Below are 19,746 nucleotides of genomic sequence, written 5' to 3' on the forward strand. Positions count from 1 at the left end.
TACCAATGAAAAAAATTATGATATATATATATGTAAACTACTATAGTTAATCTTTAAAACGCTCCCATTTTATTAGCATAAACTTATCACCTAGTTCGGTAATAATCATACCAGCACCTTTCAATTGGTCTTTATTTTTTAGGAATTCTACCAGCTCTAAGTGGTTATATATCTTATAAGTAGGATGATAATCGGTATGATTGGGTTTAGTTACCTTAAACTCTTTAACCCAGTTGCTCACCGTAACGTGCGAAACACCAATAATACGCTCAATTTCTCTAAAACTCAAGCCTTCTAAGTACAACTGCAATGCCTTGGTTACATAGTAACTGTCTATCTTTTTACCCAGTTTGTTTACCGTAAAGTAGTAGTTGCACTTTTTACATAAAAACCTTTGTCTGTCTTTGATGACACCGCTTTTTACAATGTTATCGCTTTGGCATTTGGGGCATGCTACAATCTCCATATATATAAATTTTGCATAAATATACTATTTTAGCAATTATACAAAAACATTTTTGCTATTTTTTTTAAATAAAAATTACATAGTGTGCAATTTTATTGACTTTTTTATAGGAATAGTATAGTTTTTACCTAAAAATACGTTTTCCAATTATTCAAAATAAGCAATTAGACAACGTTTTAAGTATATACGAAATTGTAAAAAAGGGAATTTCACCCTATCAAATACCGTTAAAATACTGATACACAATTAGAATATATCTACTAGATTTGTATAACCAAACCTCAAAATCTATTCTTATGACTACTAAACACAAAGACGACAACGATTACACCATATCCTATTTACTACTGCGCCAATTAATAGGCATTCTCGGCTTGTGCCTTCCCTTTGCTTTGCTTTTTGGCAACAAACTCTTGGGCAGTACGGCGTGGTTGCAACCTTCTATAAGTCATTATTACTACAGTTACATGCACATTGCTTTTGTAGGTGTATTGTGTGTTTTGGGCGGATTTCTAATAACTTACAGAGGAAAAAGCACTTTAGAGAATCGAGTATCCAATTTTTCGGGTGCGTTTGCCTTTGGTGTTGCCATCTTCCCTACCGAGTTTAAAGGCTATATTGGCAACGATTACCTCAACCCTATCATTTGGCACAGCTGGTTTAAAGCGGTTCATTTTGGATGCGCTGGATTGCTGTTCTTGTGCTTCGCCTTTTTCTGTTTGAAGATATTTCAAGAGTCCGATGCTGGAAAATCACCGTCGCAGTTTGATGCCAAGAAGAAATTGCGAAACAAAATCTATCGCTATTGTGGTTATGGTATTCTAGCCAGTATTGTCATTATTGGCGCTAGTACTATATATGAAAATATGTATGGTACGACTACTTTTACCACGTTTGCTACGTTTATATTTGAAACTACGGCCTTGTTGTGTTTTGGAAATTCATGGTTGCTTAAAGGTTCGGTGAATTGGAAAGACGCCAACAGTCCGATGTTGAATACTATTGTGAGTCCGGTGCGATAACAGTTCCTAATTTCACCTATTGAATTTAAATTTGATTAGCATGACTTTATAATTGCTAAAAATAAATAGACATGAACACTACATTTCTAGTAAACGTTTGGCAAAAAATAAGGTCTAATGCTTGCAGATAATTTTGTGCTTCTAAAGTTGCTTCTTGGCTTATTTCCAAAACATTAGTAGCAATCTACAACGTCAAAATTTCATACAATTAATAATCAAAACCTGACAAATATCATGCTCAATTATAAAATTAAAATTTATTTTTGTTTCTATATTTTAATTTTATGGGAATTTATAATTCAGTTATTTTCGATTTAGTCAAAGATAAACCTGAGCAGCTCAACGAGTTACTTAAAGCTTACCAAAAGGCAATTGATATCAATATTATTTCTTCAATTACTACCAAAACTGGTAAAATACTTTATGTGAATGATAAATTCTGTAAAGTATCAAAATATACTAGAGAAGAGCTTATTGGCCAAGATCATCGAATAGTTAACTCTGGATATCATCCAAAATCGTTTTTCGCCGAAATGTGGAAAACACTCGAAAGTGGCCAGTCTTGGCATGATGAAATAAAAAATAAAGCAAAAGATGGATCTATCTACTGGGTTGACACCGTTATAATACCCATTTTTATTAATGAAGGAAAAACTACTTTTTACCTTTCCTTGCGCACTGTAATTACTGAAAAGAAAATTGCAGAACAAGAAAGAGAAGAATACACCAATAAACTGCGCGAAATGCTTCAAATGACTTCCCATGAAGTTAGAGCTCCATTAGCAAGATGTTTGGGTTTACTAACGCTTTTACAGAATGATGAAAATCTTACTGATGAAGAGATGCGCGAGATAATAGCACATATAAGTTCTAGCGCTTTAGAGCTTGATACTTTTATTAGCGAGCTTACCACATTTATGAATGTTCTTGAAACAAAATATAAACACAGTGGTACTTAAAAACGTAAACAAAGTAAGAAATGTAATTTACAGTTTCATATCTAATCCTATCTTTAACAATGACATGGTACTTCAGTAGTAGTTTTCGTTAACTGCATGTGTGCATACTGCGAGGTAACTTATACTTTCTTTAACTTTTACCCATAAAAAAAACAGACAGAAGCACCACTTTTTGTCTGTTTTTTAGTTTAGCATAAACACTTACGTTAAGACAATTGTTCCCAAATACTGACTTGTAGCATACAACTTGTCGTCGCTAGCAACTACCGTTATCCATACTTCTACGCTCGTACCAGTAAGATACGCTGGCAGAATAAAATTACACAAACCATCGCTTCGCTCACCAGCGTTTATGGTGTACACTGTAGTTTTAGATGTTGGTTCATACACCGCAATTACAACTCTATCAGTTGCCAATGTTTGTCCTTGACCTGCATTGTTCACCCAAGTAAAATCGATGCTTGTTGCTGCACCAGCCACAGCATTGGGCGTTTGCAATTGCAGTAAATCGCCTTTGCTGATTTGCACTTTGTTGTACACAAAAACAAAATTAGGATCTACAAAGTTCACCGCTTCTTTCATGTGGTACGACATGGCTTGGTTTCTACGCGTTATCTCGCCACTGTCCGAGCCATAATACTTACTGACGATAGGCTTTAACGGAGTAAGAAACGCCGTTACGGTACTGAACTTCAGTCGTTGTATAATTTGTGTTTCTGTTGCCACACGAGTACCTTTTCTTGGTAAACTGCGCAACACGTCTTTTCCTCTCCAACTGGCACCAACTACTGGTCCTACTTTGCCCGAAAAGGCTCCCAAAATTCCCTTATTATAAGTTCCCATAATTCTAAATTTTAATTAAACATTTTGTTAAATACTTTAGCTAGTTCCTCGAGGTGTAACTAACTGAAAACAAAACTACTAAAAGCCTTTAACTCTACAATGACTACCGCCAAAGTTGACTGGTTTTGACTAGTCTTGACCGGTCTTGACTGGTGTTGACTGGTTTACCCCAAAAATAGAGGGGTTTTGTTCCTATCTTGTTCTGCCTTTGTTCTACTGCGTTTTCTTAAAATGGAGCTTTTTGCGAACAACTTGTGAATGAGATGGGAATGAAGCAGGAAAAAAGGAATGTTTGTAATTTTTGTAGGATTTTTTTATATATTTGGGAGGCTAAAAAATAAATATTAACAAGTCTTATGAAGTCTCAATTCATTATTTTAAAAATAAATAAGTTGACATGTATTTAGTAAATTGTTATTTGTTAAAGCTTAAGTTAAAAATAAATGGATTACTGGATTACTGTAATTATATAAAAATCTACAAATGCAATTAAAAAAAAATTAATGGATAATATTACTCAACAGTTAATAAATAAAATATCACAAAAAAGTGTAGTAATTTTTGTAGGTGCAGGTTTATCTCTACAAGCAGGATTACCAAATTGGAATTCGTTAGTTGAAAAGATTTTAGATGGAATTTCAGCTAAAGAGCCAAAAAGCGAAAAAATTAAAGCCGCATTAAATGATGATGTATTAACCCCTTTAGAGGTGTTAACAAAAATTTCTCACTTTAGAGAAGATGCAATTGAAATATTAGAAAAAGAAATAAGAAAATTTGATGGCAGCAACCCAACGCCAATTCACAATAAATTATGTAAACTCTCAAAACATATTATAACTACAAATTATGATGAATTATTAGAGAAAGCTTTACCAAATTTTGAAAAAATTTGTTATTCAAATGAATTTAAAGTAGCACATTTATCTCAGTATCCTGAGTATATTTTCAAAATTCACGGAGACATTCATGAACCAAATAAATGTATTCTTTTTCCAACTGAGTACGAAGAATTATATTCAACAGAGGAAAAGTCTTCAATTTTTGAATTAAAAAAAATAATATCCGATAAATCAATTTTATTTATAGGATTTAGTTTAACTGATCCTTACATAAACTTTATTCTTGATTATATAAGTAATTTATATTCAGGTTTTAGCCCAGACCACTACATAATTACAACTTCGAAAGAAAAAATTTGGCCAAAGAAAATAAACCCAATCATCATAGAAAATTATAATGAACAAGAAAAATTAATTGACGAAATTATAAATGGTCTTCATGACAAAATAGAAGATGAAGTAAATTTTAAAGAACAACTTGAATTAGAATCAAAATCAAATATTATTTCATATTCTGAAAATTTAGACTATGATTCACCTCCAAACAATAAATTTTGGGTTGGAAGAACTAAAGAAATTGAAAATATCAGTAACGAAAATTTTAAAGTTATTTTCATCACAGGAATTGGAGGGCAAGGAAAATCAGGGCTTGCTGCTCAATTTATTCATAATTATTTCAATAATAATTTATATGAATTTGCTGATTGGAGGGATTTTAAAGAAGAAGGAAATCGTTTTAGCACTAAAATCATTTCAATAATCAAAAGATTAAATCCTGAATCTGATAAAATTAATTTTGATAAATTAAGTAATGAAGAGTTAATTGATACATTTTTTCATTTCTTGAATGAACGAAGAATTGTTTTTGTTTTTGATAATATTGACAATTATATTGATTTAGAAACTTTTAAACCAACGGGTAGTTTTGGGTATTTTTTTAATCAAATTTTAAATAAATCTCATCAATCAAAATTTATTTTTACTTGTAGACCATTTATAAGAGAAGCCAGCGTTGATTTTTATCAAATTTCACTTAATGGTATAACTCCTGAAGAAACTTTCGATTTATTTAAACTATACAAAATTCCAATTGGTGACGATGTTTTACAAAATTTAGTTAGTCGTTCACATAAAGTTACAAAAGGACATCCGTTATGGTTGAACCTTATTGCTGGACAAGCTATCCGGGGAATAGATATTGTAACAGTTTTTATGGATCAAATTGAAAATAAATCAAATTTTAATGAAGATGATTTTTCATCAATACTTTCAGAAAAAATTCTTAATGAAGTATGGAAAAGTATTAATGATAAACAAAAAAATTTAATTCGTGGTATTGCTGAAACAGTTAAACCAGAGACCGAGGAAATTTTAAAAACAATTTTAGATAGTGAGTTAAATTCAAATCAGTTTGGCAGAGCATTAAGAACGTTAAAAAACTTAAACTTAATTGAAACACTAAGTGATGGTGAAATTGAACTTCACCCTTTGGTAAAAGAATTTGTACTAACAAAATACCCTAAAACCGAAAGAGCAAAGTTTATTACTCTTTTTGTTAAATATTATGATCGTTTCATTTATATTTTAAAACCTAATTTAAATTCAAAACTAAGCATTCAAGAATTTCAAAATTGGACATCGAAAATTGAATTGCAAATTAATAAAAATGATTTTAAAGCAGCATTGGTTGCATTAGAGGAAGTTAGTTATTCAATATTATCTGCTGGATATATTGAGGAATATATTAGAGTAACTGAAAGATTATTTTATTCAATAAATTGGGAACAAGCTGTAAGTCAAGAGATTCCATATTTTCACTCTCAGTTTAACAGATATTGTACTGCGTTAACTCAAATGGGAGAGTTTGAATCTTGTAAAAAGAACCTTGATAAATATTCAACCCTAATTGCTGGTAAAAGTTCTTATTACCTGAGTTACTGTAGTGAAAAGACATACACCCTATGGTACCAAAAAGATTTTGAAAATGCAATTCAAATTGGAGAAGAAGGAGTGTTTTTATTAGATGAGTCTGGAGTTGCTGATAACTATAGTTTAAAACACAACTTAGCATTAGCCCACAGAGATTCAAAGGATATTATAAATATTAATAAAGCACTTAATTATTTTTTGCATAATGAGAACTTAGAGACATTATTACTCAATAAAGATTTAAATACTGACCTTGGGGGCTCATATTATGGAAACGTTGGTAGATGCTTAGAATATCTAAATAGAAATGAAGAAGCACTTGAATGCTATTACATTTCTTTAAAACTACTATTGTTGGAGGATTATATAAATTCAGTATTAAACATAGGATACGCTTGTATGTGGATTGGTAATTTACTAACCAAAGAAAATAAAAACAAAGACGCTCTATATTTTTTAAAATTTGCTCAAAATTCATGGAAAAAAACTTCAGTACCATTAGCAAAAGAAGTTGATGTTTTATGGTCAAATGTTATTGCCGATAAAGAAACAAAAGAATATATTAACAAATTATCGGAATGGAAAATTAAAAATTACTGTTCAAGTTTCATAAATGACAAACTTATATAGTCTTATTATTAATAAATATTATTTTAGGAATTACCTATGAGTGCGAAATTGAAATCCGTGCGCACATAAAAATAATATTTTTAATACCTCCATTCTAATCAAACAAAAAAAATAAATTTCAACGATGAAAAAATTTTTTATAACATTCCTCTGTTTTCTCCCATTAATTGGATTTTCACAATTTAAAGCAAAGTTTAAAGCTATGGAGCAAATTGAAAATCCTAGTTTTAGTGATTATGATGAATTGGTATATGAGGCAACTACCTATATTTTTTCTAATCCTGTGAATTCAAAATCAGAAGAATTTCTTTATGCGGTAAAGATTGCTCAATTCTGGATGAATAGGGATACCGAATTTGGAATGCCAATTTTTGGAGTATTTCATACTAAATTAACCAAAGAAAACAATCAAAAATTCTTTTATGTTATAGCAATGATGCATTACAATCTTATTCAAAAAATAGAAAAGAATAGAGTCATTAAATTTGTTAAAGTGGAAGGTGTAAAATTTTCAGACTTACCAGAAGTACAAGAAGTACAATATGAAGGCGCTAAAATTCTACTAAATTACGCAAAGCAAAAAGATAATAATTTTCCGTTAAACAGTGATATGCAAGTTTACATTGAAGCCAATGAAAACGGAACACTTAAAGAAGTACTATTTAAATAAAACAGCTTATAACAGTTTTCTATAACTCATAACATTATTAAACAAACCTCTTTAAAACCAATTTTAAAGAGGTTTATTCTTTAAATAAAGTTGAGTATTGTTATCACCTACTCCAACTTCTCTCTATTTTTAATTTTCTGCAATAGTGTTTTGGTAAAATAGCTTTTTGGGTAATGGTAAGTACCACCAATTAGTTCATGCGGTATTTTATTGGCTTTTCGCAAGCGGTAGAGTTTGCTGTCGCTAAAGTGAAAGAGTTGTTTAATGTCGGCACTATCGAGCCATACTTCGGTAAGGTTTTCGTCGTTTCTAGTATTTAAACGGTTGATAAGTTCTTGAACTTTCAGTTCTAATTGTTGGATGCGTTTTTTACTCATGGCGTATATAGTTAGTTAATGTTCAGTTACTTGTGCATTTATAAATGCTAAAGTAGTATTTTTTTTAATACAAAGTATATTTTTGAGAAAAAAGTGAAAATAAATTTGCGAAACCGAAAAGTTGCATATATATTTGCAACCAATTAGTTTCGTATTTAATTTTAATAAATAATGAGAAGAGATATTTTTCAAGCAATTTCCGATCCAACAAGAAGAGCGATAATCGTCTTGATTGCATTACAGGCAAGGACGCCAAACGCCATTGCCGAACACTTCGACACATCAAGACAAGCGGTTTCAAAACATCTTCGGATTTTGACAGAGTGCGAACTGATAAAACAAGAACATCAAGGTAGAGAGATTTACTACTCGCTTGAAATTGACAAAATGAAAGAAATAGACAAATGGCTGGAACAATTCCGCAAGATTTGGGAAACTAAGTTTAATCAACTAGACAATTTATTATCAACAATTAAAGAACAAAAAAATGAACAGTAATTTATTATTTGACTTTATAGTCGACAAAGAAACACAAACAGTTAAGGTAAAACGTGAGTTTAATGCCGATTTAGCTTTAGTTTGGGATGCTTGGACAAAACCTGAATTGCTAGATCAATGGTGGGCACCAAAACCTTATCAAAACAAAACAAAGTCAATGGATTTTAGAGAAGGCGGAACATGGCTTTATTGTATGATAAGCCCTGAAAACGAAATTCATTGGTGTAAAAATGATTATGTAAAAATTGAACTTTACAAGAGCTATACTGGTTTAGATGCTTTTTGTGATGAAAATGGGATCATTAACACAGAAATGCCAAGAACAGAATGGACAAATGTCTTTACCAAAGAAAATGATAAAACCCTAGTGAATATTTCAGCAAAGTATAATTCTTTAGCCGATTTAGAGATGGTGATACAAATGGGCTTTAAAGAAGGCTTTACTATGGGATTAAATCAATTGGATGCTTTATTATCATCACTAAAAAAATAATTTATTATGAAAAAGAATAAAATTATATATTGGGTAAGTACTATTATTATTGCTCTTATGGAAGGTGTCATGCCGTTGCTAACTTGGATTTTAGCACCACAGTACATGACCTTGGGAACAAAAGCTTTGGGCTATCCAGATTACTTTGCCTATTCATTGGTTGTAGCCAAAATACTTGGTGTTATATCGATTGTATATCCTAAAACACCAAATACATTAAAAGAATGGGCTTATGCTGGATTCACTTTCAATTTACTGTTTGCATTTATTAGCCACGCTATGGTTGACAGAGAGATTGGCAATATGATAATGCCACTATTAGTTTTAGCTGTGTTACTAGTTTCATATGTTTATAGCAAAAAAATGAAATCTAATATTCAAAATGAATAGCAAAACAATAATACAGATTTACAATCGGTACCAGTAAAAAAATTAATTCCTAGCATAGTTATCAACTGTGAAGTATTTTATTGAATTTAGAATCCCTAATTGTGTTAAAGCAGTTAGGGATTTTTTTATATATTTGAGAAATGAAGATTTGGTGTATCAAACTTATACAAACTAAATTGGGTTTATTTAGGATGATGCTATCAGATTTATATATAAGTTAGCACTAATTTCACCAAACTAACCTTTAACATAAAGAAAACTACACTTAATGACACCATTTTTCAAACTAACTTTCATTGCATTAGCATTTCTTCTTATTTCTTGTAATTCATCAGCTCAACTAAAAGATGATTATTCTGCAAAAATTGACAGTTTATTAAAAGCACAAAATCCTTATAATTTTAATGGTGTTATTCTTATTTCTAAAAATGGAAAAATTAAATATTCTAAGGCTTATGGTTTTACAAATATCAACACAAAAACACCTTTAAAATTAGATGACAAATTTGAAATAATGTCTAACAGTAAACAATTTACATCCGTTTTACTTTTGAAAGAAGTTGAAAAAGGAAATGTAAATTTACAATCACCTATTAAAAAATATTTACCTGAACTAACTCAATCTTGGGCAGACTCTGTCACTGTTCATCAATTATTAAATCATACTCACGGAATTATCGATACTAAAAAGCCACTTCTTTTTAAAGCTGGTTCTGATTACAAATATGGAAATTTATCAAATATTCTTCTTGGAAAAATTATTGAGTTTACTTCTAAAAAAACGTATGTAGAATTAGCAAAAGAATTGTTTGAACAACAAAAAATGAAAAATACATTTTGTTATTCAAAAGATATTAAAAATCTTGTTTCTGGACATAATTTAAACAATCAAGATTACAAAGTTGTTGATTCAACGTTTATCAATACAGAAAATATTCCTGCTGACGGAATTATAACGACTGTAAAAGATTTGGCAATTTGGAATAAAAACCTACATAACGGAAAAATTTTGAAACCAGAAACCTACAAATTAATGACAACGGAAAGTGTAAAATCGCAACACAATGTGTTTGGAAAAGAAAAAATGGGTTATGGTTACAATATCAGAATTGTTAAAGAAAAGGAGACTAACTATTTTGGACATACAGGTTTAGGAGATGGTTTTGCTTCTTTAAATATTTATGTGCCAAAAGATGATTTAAGCATTATTGTTTTGGAAAACCAAATGGTTGAAAGTAGTGATTTATGGTATTATTTTGAAACAAAAATTAAAGAAATCGTATTAAAAAGCAATTTAGTGAAATAAAAAAAAACTGCCGATATCGGTTTGGCGAGATTGCTACTTTTGTAGTAAATTCACGTTTACATTTTGCAAGAAATTTTATCTTTGATAGAAAATAATCAGTTCCTAAGCTCGCAACCTCGCCAATCGCCAAAACGTTATAGCCAATTGTAACATGACACATTAACTAACAGACAAATAAAAAAATATGGCAGTAGGATTTACACCAAGACACATTGAGGAATTTCCTCTTAACGAATTGACACCACAACAATTTCTTGTACTTGCAAACGAGACCGCAACGAAAATAGGTTGGAAAGTTGGCTACCTAAGCGACAATGGACTTATTGGTTATACCGACAACGGAATGTTTTCTTGGAACGCAGAAATTAAAATAAAAATAGAGAGCGGAGTTGCAACTATTCAAAGTGCTTCGACCGGAAATGAAATGATGGATTGGGGTAAAAACAAGAAAAACATTGCTAATTTCATTGACACTTTTTTAGAATTAAAACCAAGTTTAACAAAAGATGAACTTGATGTAAAATATCAAGAATTAAACGAACAACTTGTTTCACAAGAGGAAGATATTTTAAAGTTGCCTCCAGCAACTACAGCAGAACAAATAAAAGATTTCTTCTCTATTTTTAAGCCTACACAAGGTTTCTTCATTACGCCAATTCTATTAAACTTGAATATTTTAATTTTTATTTTAATGGTAATTAAAGGTGTAAATATTATGCAACCAGACAATGAAAGTTTATTGAATTGGGGTGCCAATTTTAGACCTATGACATTAGAAGGCGAATGGTGGCGATTACTAACCAATTGCTTTTTACATATTGGAATTTTTCATCTTTTAATGAATATGTATGCACTACTTTATATTGGTGTATTGTTAGAACCTCATTTAGGCAGAACAAGATTTATTACAGCCTACTTACTTACAGGAATTACAGCAAGTATTGCAAGTTTATGGTGGCACGACTTAACCATAAGTGCTGGTGCTTCGGGTGCCATATTTGGAATGTATGGTGTTTTCCTTGCCCTATTGACGACGAATTTAATTGAGAAAACGGCTCGAAAAACATTATTGACAAGTATTGCAGTTTTTGTTGGTTATAACTTAATCTATGGACTTAAAGGAGGTATTGACAACGCAGCCCACATTGGCGGTTTACTTGGCGGACTTGTTATTGGTTATGCTTTAATTCCAAGCCTAAAAAATCCTGATGAAAACAAATTGAAATTTGGAACAATTGGTTTATTGTCAATTCTGATTCTTGTTTCCTCTTTTGCTGTTTACAAAAAACTACCTAACGACATTGGAACATACGATGCAAAAATGAAAGAATTTGTTTCGATGGAATCTATGGCTTTAGAAGTTTACAATATATCACCTACCACTTCTAAAGACAAAATATTATCTAGCATAAAAGACAGAGGAATTTACTATTGGAACGAAAACATAAAACTTGTAGACAGCTTCAAAGACTTGGATTTACCTCTTGAAATAAGAACAAGAAATAGGCTTTTAAAGGAATATTGCGAACTGCGAATTAAGACTTATGAATTACTTTACAAAGCAATTTCGGAGAATACAGATCAATATAGAATACAAATAGAAAATTACAACAAGCAAATAGAAGCAAAAATTAAAGAGCTTGGCAGTGAACAACAGACACAATAAACAGACACACAAAAAAACTCAACTGGATAGTACAAGGCTTTGCCAATAGTAACGTTTCAATAGTAACTTTTGTCGTGAAAATTACATTCTTGCCAAACCTCAAAACGTTGACATTAATTCTAAAAAATGAAGCTAAAAATTACAATCATAATCAAATTACTATTTGTTAATTTCGTAATTGGACAAATAAAAGAATCTGAAATTAATGGTACTTGGATAGAATATAAATCAGAAATGAAAGATGGAAGTAGGATTCTTCCAATTTCAAAATCTGAAATAAATTTTTCAAAAATAGTAATAAGGAATTCAAAATTCTGCATGGATTCAAGCCCTATTTATAAAACTGACGAATCCCAATGTCTTATCTTTTCTCTTGAAGAAGATGTTATAAAAACTTCAATTAAATCGGGATATCATATTGAAAAAAGTTCTTCTGATACTTTAGTCATTTGTCAAAAAATAGCTGGATTGGAAAACGACAAGCTAAAACGTTCCTATTTAGTTGATGAAAAAATGCTGTTTTCAACTGAATTGAAAAAAAGAAAGGGCGAAAAAAATATTGTTGCAACTAAATTATTTACACCAAAATTGAATGTAAATCTTGATGACGAAATATTTATAGCATTTAAAAATAATATTTCAAACATTGATGTAGTTGGCTCTTTGACAATTTTTCCAGGGAAAAAAGTAGTAACTTCTGAAATAAGTTATTCAAGTGTAAAATCTAATAAAATCGGAATCATCACTAACGTCATTAACAACTCGTTTGATAAATGGGATTTAACCAATTTTGAAGAATTTGAGTCAATTAAAATACCATTTATAATAAGATCTGAAATTAAAAGATACTCAAGTTTAACATACAAAGGAGTTAGAGTACTTTATTTTACTAATACTATTTCTGAATTTGATTATGTTAACAGAAGTACGACGCTTGATGATATGGAAAAGTCAAATAAATTATTCCAAAAGGGAATCAAGGCTTACTCTGATAAAAACTATATTATAGCTGCCGAATATTTTTCTAAGTCATATAAAACTGATCCTAAAAATATAGATGCATTATACAACAAAGCCGTTGCATATTTTGAAGGTGGCGATAAAGAAAATGCGTGCAAAACTTGGAAAGAATTAGTAGATTTGGGACAAACAAATGGTATAGAATTATATAAAAATAATTGTAATTAGTAATTTACTCTTCGCTTGGAATAATAAATTTTATTTAATTAGCAATAATCTTAAATTTGAAAAGTTACTAAATAGAGGAATTAGAAAATGATATTTAAGAAAGACATAATCGATAAAATAGAAATTGATTTTGGTACAAATTCAATCGAAGCTGGTAAAATGTTGGAAAGCGCAATTCTAGAAACCGGCTATTTGCAGACGGAGAGAATTATTAGATGTATAATTTTTTTGTCCAAAGGAAATCTCACGCAATTAGATAAATACATTAATGCAGCAGTTTTTGATCCAAGAGATGTAATGTTTTGGGCAGAATATGAAAACCACAATAATTTTGAAAAAACAAAAAGATTACGAGATTTTAATAACATATTTGAAAAATCTGAAATTAATATAAAAGACTAATATCAAACGATAAATAGTTAGGCATAATATCAAAACAATTAAAATGAAAAAACTCATATCAATAATAGTAATGGTGTCTTTTACAACACTATCCTTTGGTCAAGTTTCTAATGAAACCGACAAAAAACTGATTAAAAATTTAGTAATTGAATCTTTTGACGAAATATGGTCTAAGTTGAGTTCTAAAAATATTGATAAGTATTACACCAAAGACTTTCTGCTTTTGGAAAACGGAGAAGTTTGGACTAACGATTCTATTGCAAAGTATTTGAATAAAGCAGTACTAGAGAAACCTAATCCTACACGAATCAATACCATTGAAATAATTGAAATTAAAGTCGCAAACAAAACGGCATGGGTTGCCTACCATAACTATGCGACGTTTTCAATTGATACTAAAATCGTTTATAAAGCGCATTGGCTAGAAAGTGCCACAGCAATTTTAACAGATAAAGGATGGAAACTAGAAATGCTTCACTCTACTCCTATTAAAAATGAATAAATCAAGTGTTAACAACTCTTTTCGCGTTACTTTTATAAAATATTAAAAATAGTAGCGCGATAGAAAACACAGACTAAAGAATCAAACACAATTTTACAATACTCCAATGAAGATTATCCTTTCTAAAGTATTTCTTTGTTTATCATTACTAGCTTTACCAGCAATGGTATTTTCGCAATCGCACGACTTTACCATTCAAGAGGTAACTTTTAAAAGTGAAGGTATTACTCTTGCAGGTTCTATTGTAACGCCTAAAAAAACAGTTGCAGCCGTTGTAATTGTTCATGGCTCAGATCCTGTAAAAAGAGAATTGGAGTTTGCTAAACGTCTTGCCAAAGAAGGCATTACTGTATTGACGTATGATAAACGTGGCGTTGGAGCTTCTGGTGGCGTTTATGTTGGACCAACCGTTGGAACCAATAATATTGACACTACTAATCTTAATTTGTTAGCTCAAGATGCAAATGCTGCAGTTACTACATTTCGAGCCTACTTAAAAGATAAAAAACTGCCCATTGGATTGGTTGGTTTCAGTCAGGCAGGATGGATAATTCCGATTGCTGCAAGCAAAAATCCACAAATAGCATTTATGGTTTTATTTAGTTGCCCTACCATTACAACACTAGAGCAGCTCCGATTTCAGTTTTATACTAATGGAAGAACTAATTTTTGGGAAACTCATACCGAAGCTGATGCACGCGAACACATAAAAAATGACCCTGACAAATATCAATTTGTTGCCACTGATCCAAAAGTTTCTTTGAATACGTTATCCATTCCTGGGCTTTGGCTTTTTGGTGAGAAGGATATACAGATTCCAGTGAAGTTGTGCATGGAGCAATTAAATACATTAAAAGCACAAGGCAAACCTTTTGATTATACTTTGTTTCCTCAATTGGGACACAATACTGTTAGTGATACTACTACAGTTGCCATTTCTATCCAATGGATAAAACAGAATGCTTTGAGTAGTAAGAAGTCTAAAGAATCTAAATAAAGTAACGCATACAAGAGTTACGCAATTTTAAAGTTTAAAACTAAATGGAGGTTTACAAAAGAATAATAGAAATAATAGATGCCAATTTAATATATTGCTTTCCTCCGCTTATACTGATTTTGCTGCTGATAAGACTTTTATTTAAGAATAAATTTAAAACCAAAGAAGCCTTAAATATCGTTCGTTGGCTTATTATTGCTTATGCAGCAATTACAACATCCTTCTTTATTATCGGGATGGTTTTTATTCCCGAAGAATTTGCTTTTACTAATAGAGCGACTGGATCGTATTGGTTTGCTTCTTGGTTGATGTTAATCGCTGCTGTTGTAATGCCTTTTACGTTATTATTTAAAAAACTAGCATCGAAGTTTCTCTACGTTTTATTAATTTCAATACTCCTTAAAATAGGTTCCTATTTTGAACGTTTTGTTATTCTAGTTACCAGTTTGCATAGAGATTATACACCACAAGCAGCAAATTCGTATTTGCCAGATTTCGCTATTTATATAACAATGGTTTTTGTGCAAGGATTGGTATTAGCAATTCTATTGTTGGGAATCGTTGAAATATCATATCAAATGAAACTTCGCTCACAAAGAAGTAAGGTCTAAATGATTCATTAGTGATTATTGTTTTTTGGAAATCTACCACGCAAATCGATTCTTATGCGTGGAATCCTGTTGGTAAAGAAATCCTTTTGTTAAGAAATAGCACTCACTTCAGTTTTTGTATATAAATGTTTGTTTTGTGCATTTGTAAAGTTTCTGCTCATTGGAAATTTAAAACATCTTAATAATTAGTATATTAGCAGATACTATTATGATACTAGGAGCAAAAACTATCATAACGAGGATGCTTGTATAAAATTTTAAAAACCGTTTTTTAAATTATGAAACTATGAAAATAAATTTAACGCTACTACTCTTTTTAATTTTCAGTACATCATTTGGACAAACCGTTGAAAAAATAACAATTCCCAAAGGAGTCGTTTATAATTATGCAAAAAGTGAACTTGTTGAAAAAGCCAAGCAACTGATTGAAGGTGATTTAAAAGATGATTCTAATTACGCTTTATCGGGAAAAATAATGATAATTGGACCAGTACTTTGGAACAGATTCAAGAATATCAAAAAACTCAATGAAATTGAAGGTGGTAACACAACATTCTTAGTTGATAATGATAAGTTAAGTGGAAAAATGACTCAAGATGTTGAGGATACTAAAAAAGTATGGGATGAATTGAGAAAAGAAATTGGTAAGGATAATTATTCTATTAGAAAAGCAAATGAAAGAGAACTTAGATACTATTGGTCGGTTATTTCCTTCGATATTGATGAACCACTCCTAATTCTTGAAACAAAAAAACACAGCTATATTTTAAATATTTTGAAAAATGATTTAAAAGTAATGTGGTTGGATGAGGTTCCTAGAAGATAGTCAATTTCGATAAAAAATTGCATTTACTTTTTCACAAATAGTACACAATATAATTAAACTAGCACTAAAAATGAAATGGACCAATAACATCAAAAACAAATCTTTAGCCTCGATAATACTGTTATCTTTATGTTTGCTAGTACTTTTAAATAATTATTTAGAAAGAGTTCATGCTACAAATGTAAAAGATGCTATTTCTACTTTGTATGAAGATAGGCTAATTGCAGAGGAATACATATTAAAAATGACGAGCACTATTTATCAAGTTAGAGAAGTACTAGCATCCGATTCTAATAGTAATTCAAAATCAAATGCCATAAAGACTTTAAATGATAATTTCAATGCTACTTACAGTGCGTATAGCAAAACAAAACTTACACCAAAAGAAAAAACTACTGCAGTAGAGTTACTAAATTACATTAATAAATTTGAGTCTACTTTTTCCACTAACAACTACAGCCCATCCCTTTATACTAACAAAGCGCTTACCACTTTAAGCAAACTCTCTAAGATACAATTAGAGGAATCTAAATTAATAATGAAAAATGTTGAATCACAATACGCTACTATCAAAGCATCTTCACAGTATGCATTTGCTATCATTATATTAATTTTGATTGTATTGCAAATTATAGTGTTCTCTGCTGAGTCAATAATCCCAGTAATTAAAACGAAAGATCCATCGCTTAATTAATATTGAATAAACAAACGTTAATATAGAGTTTTTTTTAATTTATTAGGTTTCAAAAGTAAAATCAATTTTTCAAACCTTACAGTTTTAGCATTGAGAAGAAGTATTAGTTATCAATTAATAATGAAAAAAATACAAGAGTTGCAATCTTAACAGCGTTAAATCATCTATTTAAAATTCATACTATTGTAAAATTGACATCGCGAACAATTAAGTAGAAATTGCATAATTACTTTAAAATTTGCTTTATCTGAATGCTCTAATCCGCCATAATTAGTATCTTAGCGAATAAACACAAATTGTGATTACCATGAACAAAATTTTAGACTTTATAGATCTTACCAAAGGCGAAGACGAAAAACAAGTAGTTTTAGAAAATGTAAAATCTAACATTTCTTTTAGAGGTGCCAATTTATGGATTCTTGCTTGTGCTATCGTTGTTGCCTCGGTCGGATTAAATGTAAATTCAACAGCGGTAATTATTGGTGCAATGCTTATTTCACCGCTAATGAGTCCGATTATTGGTGCTGGATTTGCATTGGGTATTTATGATTTTGGGCTTTTGAAAAAATCACTAAAAAACCTGCTTATTGCCACTTTCGTGAGTTTGGCCGTTTCTACAATATATTTTTATTTAAGTCCGTTTAAAGAAACCCAATCCGAACTTTTAGCACGTACATCTCCTAATATTTATGATATTCTAATTGCCTTTTTTGGCGGACTTGTCGGTGTTATTGCCATTACTAGAAAAGAAAAAGGAAATCCAATTCCGGGTGTCGCTATTGCAACGGCATTAATGCCACCACTTTGTACTGCTGGTTACGGATTGGCTATTGGAAATCTTCGATTCTTTGGTGGTGCGTTATATTTATACACCATCAACTGTGTCTTTATTTGTGTTGCGACCTTTTTAATAGTCAAATTTTTAAAATATCCCAGAATAAAAACATTTGAAAAAGCAAGAGAAAAACAAATCACTTACGCTATAAGCATATTAACAATAATTCTTGTTTTACCTAGTATTTACTTTGCCTACACACTTTTTGAAGAACGAAAATTTGATCAAAAAGTAAGCACATTTATCCAAAACGAATTCGTTGATAATGGTTTTACGGTCATTTATAAAAAAACCAGATTCAAGACCAATCCTAAAAGTATTGAAGTGGCTTTTTTATCTAAAAAGTTTACTGATTTTGAGAAAGTTGAGCTCAATCAGAAAATGAAAATATATGGTTTAGCAAATACCGAACTTAAAATTAGACAAGATACTACCAATTTAAAGCAAGATATTTTAAATCAAATTAAGAATGAGAAAACAAATTTGAATGAAAAAGACGTACTAATTTCGTCCTTAAAAAAGGAAATACAAGACAATAAATACGATAACAATTCATTATTGGCAGAAGCCAAAATACTCTTTCCGTCACTTACCGATATATCAATTTCTAATCATCCATTTAATTCAGGTAAAGAAAAAATTGAAATAATTCCAGTAGTAATTTATACAAGTACTAAACCATTAAGCACAACAGATGCTGAAAAACTAACACTATGGGTGAAAACCAGAATTAAAAAAGAAAAAATAGATGTATTTTGGAAAAATAGCTAAAAATGGTATTTAATCTCAACTATTTATGATTATCAAAATTTAAAGCTTCCATTTTTAAATTATGTTTTAAAAACTTCCTTGAAAATTGTATTATTATTATTCATCTTTTTTTAGTTAATTTGTGTACAAACAAAACAAACTAACTAAATGCAATTCAATCCAAACGAATTAGAGCATTCTGCCGTTTACAAACTACTCACAGGTTCGGTAATTCCTAGACCAATTGGCTGGATTTCTACTGTTGATGCAAACGGAATTAACAATCTTGCTCCTTTCTCCTATTTCAATGCTATTGGTGAAGATCCACCACATGTTATGTTTTCTACAACTCGTGGAAACAATACCAATAAAGATACTCTAAATAATGTTTTGGCAAATGGACAATTTGTGGTAAACATGGTTACCGAAGAATTGGCCGAAAAAATGAATACCACAGCACAAACTGTTGCTGCAGATGTTGACGAATTCCAATTGGCAGAGGTCACTCCTATTCCATCCACACTAATAAAACCAATGCGTGTTAAAGAAAGTTTAGTAACTTTTGAATGCGAAATGGTACATCATTACTTTCTAGAAAATCACAAAAATGGTGGCGCATGCATCGTTATTGGTCGGATAGTCATGATGCATTTTGATGACAGTATTTTGTTGGATAATTACAAAATTAATTTAGAAACCTACAAACCAATAGCACGTTTAGCAGGATCAAACTATGCTAAATTAGGCGAATTATTTTCCATTAAAAGAGGATAATTTAGCTGAACAAAATATAAACAATTAAAAATCCGTGGAAATCCGCGTTGCAAAGCATCCGTGTCATCCGCGTTCAAAA

The 19,746-nt window shown here is 30.6% G+C and carries 21 protein-coding genes; 18 read left to right on the forward strand and 3 right to left on the reverse strand.

Features of this window, described 5'->3' with window-relative positions:
• Positions 1-46: 46 nt before the first annotated feature.
• Entirely contained in the window at positions 47-466 is a 420-nt protein-coding gene (locus tag LG45_RS11475; protein WP_035127320.1) for an IS1/IS1595 family N-terminal zinc-binding domain-containing protein, read from the reverse strand.
• 296 nt (positions 467-762) lie between these two features.
• Between LG45_RS11475 and LG45_RS11480 the strand changes: the two genes are divergently transcribed.
• Together LG45_RS11480 and LG45_RS11485 are read left to right on the forward strand one after the other, a co-directional pair.
• On the forward strand, positions 763-1,488 hold the full coding sequence (locus tag LG45_RS11480) for a hypothetical protein (protein WP_131494657.1): 726 nt from the start codon (positions 763-765) through the stop codon (positions 1,486-1,488).
• A gap of 263 nt (positions 1,489-1,751) precedes the next feature.
• On the forward strand, positions 1,752-2,447 hold the full coding sequence (locus tag LG45_RS11485) for a PAS domain-containing protein (protein WP_131494658.1): 696 nt from the start codon (positions 1,752-1,754) through the stop codon (positions 2,445-2,447).
• A 201-nt stretch (positions 2,448-2,648) separates the two neighbouring features.
• Here the strand turns inward: LG45_RS11485 and LG45_RS16140 are convergent, their stop codons facing one another.
• On the reverse strand, positions 2,649-3,290 hold the full coding sequence (locus LG45_RS16140; protein WP_052087570.1) for a DUF6266 family protein: 642 nt from the start codon (positions 3,288-3,290) through the stop codon (positions 2,649-2,651).
• 503 nt (positions 3,291-3,793) lie between these two features.
• Between LG45_RS16140 and LG45_RS11495 the strand changes: the two genes are divergently transcribed.
• Together LG45_RS11495 and LG45_RS11500 are read left to right on the forward strand one after the other, a co-directional pair.
• Positions 3,794-6,688, forward strand: a complete 2,895-nt coding sequence (locus LG45_RS11495; RefSeq protein ID WP_035127324.1) for an SIR2 family protein — start codon at positions 3,794-3,796, stop codon at positions 6,686-6,688.
• Between the two features lie 124 nt (positions 6,689-6,812).
• Positions 6,813-7,358, forward strand: coding sequence for a hypothetical protein (locus LG45_RS11500; RefSeq protein ID WP_131494659.1), 546 nt, complete (start codon positions 6,813-6,815; stop codon positions 7,356-7,358).
• A 107-nt stretch (positions 7,359-7,465) separates the two neighbouring features.
• On the opposite strand, the gene LG45_RS11505 is transcribed toward LG45_RS11500, so the two are convergent.
• The gene (locus LG45_RS11505; protein WP_052087571.1) at positions 7,466-7,735 is read right to left on the reverse strand and encodes a MerR family transcriptional regulator; all 270 of its coding nucleotides are present in this window, start codon (positions 7,733-7,735) and stop codon (positions 7,466-7,468) included.
• 171 nt (positions 7,736-7,906) lie between these two features.
• Between LG45_RS11505 and LG45_RS11510 the strand changes: the two genes are divergently transcribed.
• The 14 genes from LG45_RS11510 to LG45_RS11580 all read left to right on the forward strand — a co-directional run bounded on the left by LG45_RS11510 (position 7,907) and on the right by LG45_RS11580 (position 19,667).
• A complete protein-coding gene (locus tag LG45_RS11510) occupies positions 7,907-8,233 on the forward strand; it encodes an ArsR/SmtB family transcription factor (RefSeq protein ID WP_035127328.1) in 327 nt (108 codons plus the stop codon).
• Entirely contained in the window at positions 8,223-8,726 is a 504-nt protein-coding gene (locus LG45_RS11515; RefSeq protein WP_035127331.1) for an SRPBCC family protein, read from the forward strand. Before LG45_RS11510 ends, LG45_RS11515 begins: the two co-directional genes overlap by 11 nt.
• Positions 8,727-8,732: 6 nt before the next feature.
• Positions 8,733-9,116, forward strand: a complete 384-nt coding sequence (locus tag LG45_RS11520; protein ID WP_035127333.1) for a DoxX family protein — start codon at positions 8,733-8,735, stop codon at positions 9,114-9,116.
• A 268-nt stretch (positions 9,117-9,384) separates the two neighbouring features.
• Positions 9,385-10,422 carry a serine hydrolase domain-containing protein gene (locus LG45_RS11525; protein ID WP_035127335.1) on the forward strand — a complete coding sequence of 346 codons (1,038 nt, stop codon included), beginning with the start codon at positions 9,385-9,387 and terminating at the stop codon, positions 10,420-10,422.
• A gap of 184 nt (positions 10,423-10,606) precedes the next feature.
• Positions 10,607-12,088 (forward strand): rhomboid family intramembrane serine protease, encoded by a 1,482-nt coding sequence (locus LG45_RS11530; RefSeq protein ID WP_052087572.1) that lies wholly within the window; start codon positions 10,607-10,609, stop codon positions 12,086-12,088.
• Between the two features lie 126 nt (positions 12,089-12,214).
• On the forward strand, positions 12,215-13,276 hold the full coding sequence (locus tag LG45_RS11540; protein WP_131494660.1) for a tetratricopeptide repeat protein: 1,062 nt from the start codon (positions 12,215-12,217) through the stop codon (positions 13,274-13,276).
• An 87-nt stretch (positions 13,277-13,363) separates the two neighbouring features.
• Positions 13,364-13,678 (forward strand): hypothetical protein, encoded by a 315-nt coding sequence (locus LG45_RS11545; RefSeq protein WP_035127347.1) that lies wholly within the window; start codon positions 13,364-13,366, stop codon positions 13,676-13,678.
• Between the two features lie 43 nt (positions 13,679-13,721).
• Positions 13,722-14,180 carry a nuclear transport factor 2 family protein gene (locus LG45_RS11550; RefSeq protein ID WP_240471874.1) on the forward strand — a complete coding sequence of 153 codons (459 nt, stop codon included), beginning with the start codon at positions 13,722-13,724 and terminating at the stop codon, positions 14,178-14,180.
• A 106-nt stretch (positions 14,181-14,286) separates the two neighbouring features.
• Positions 14,287-15,177 (forward strand): alpha/beta hydrolase family protein, encoded by an 891-nt coding sequence (locus LG45_RS11555; protein ID WP_035127351.1) that lies wholly within the window; start codon positions 14,287-14,289, stop codon positions 15,175-15,177.
• Between the two features lie 44 nt (positions 15,178-15,221).
• Positions 15,222-15,788, forward strand: a complete 567-nt coding sequence (locus LG45_RS11560; protein WP_035127352.1) for a hypothetical protein — start codon at positions 15,222-15,224, stop codon at positions 15,786-15,788.
• Between the two features lie 286 nt (positions 15,789-16,074).
• Positions 16,075-16,614, forward strand: coding sequence for a hypothetical protein (locus tag LG45_RS11565; RefSeq protein WP_035127354.1), 540 nt, complete (start codon positions 16,075-16,077; stop codon positions 16,612-16,614).
• Positions 16,615-16,684: 70 nt separating this feature from the next.
• A complete protein-coding gene (locus LG45_RS11570) occupies positions 16,685-17,308 on the forward strand; it encodes an MCP four helix bundle domain-containing protein (protein WP_035127356.1) in 624 nt (207 codons plus the stop codon).
• 307 nt (positions 17,309-17,615) lie between these two features.
• Positions 17,616-18,914, forward strand: a complete 1,299-nt coding sequence (locus LG45_RS11575) for a DUF389 domain-containing protein (protein ID WP_035127358.1) — start codon at positions 17,616-17,618, stop codon at positions 18,912-18,914.
• Between the two features lie 147 nt (positions 18,915-19,061).
• Complete coding sequence (locus LG45_RS11580; RefSeq protein WP_035127361.1) at positions 19,062-19,667, forward strand: flavin reductase family protein; 606 nt, start codon at positions 19,062-19,064, stop codon at positions 19,665-19,667.
• Positions 19,668-19,746 lie beyond the last annotated feature (79 nt).

It is taken from the genome of Flavobacterium aquatile LMG 4008 = ATCC 11947 (assembly GCF_000757385.1).
Taxonomy (GTDB): domain Bacteria; phylum Bacteroidota; class Bacteroidia; order Flavobacteriales; family Flavobacteriaceae; genus Flavobacterium; species Flavobacterium aquatile.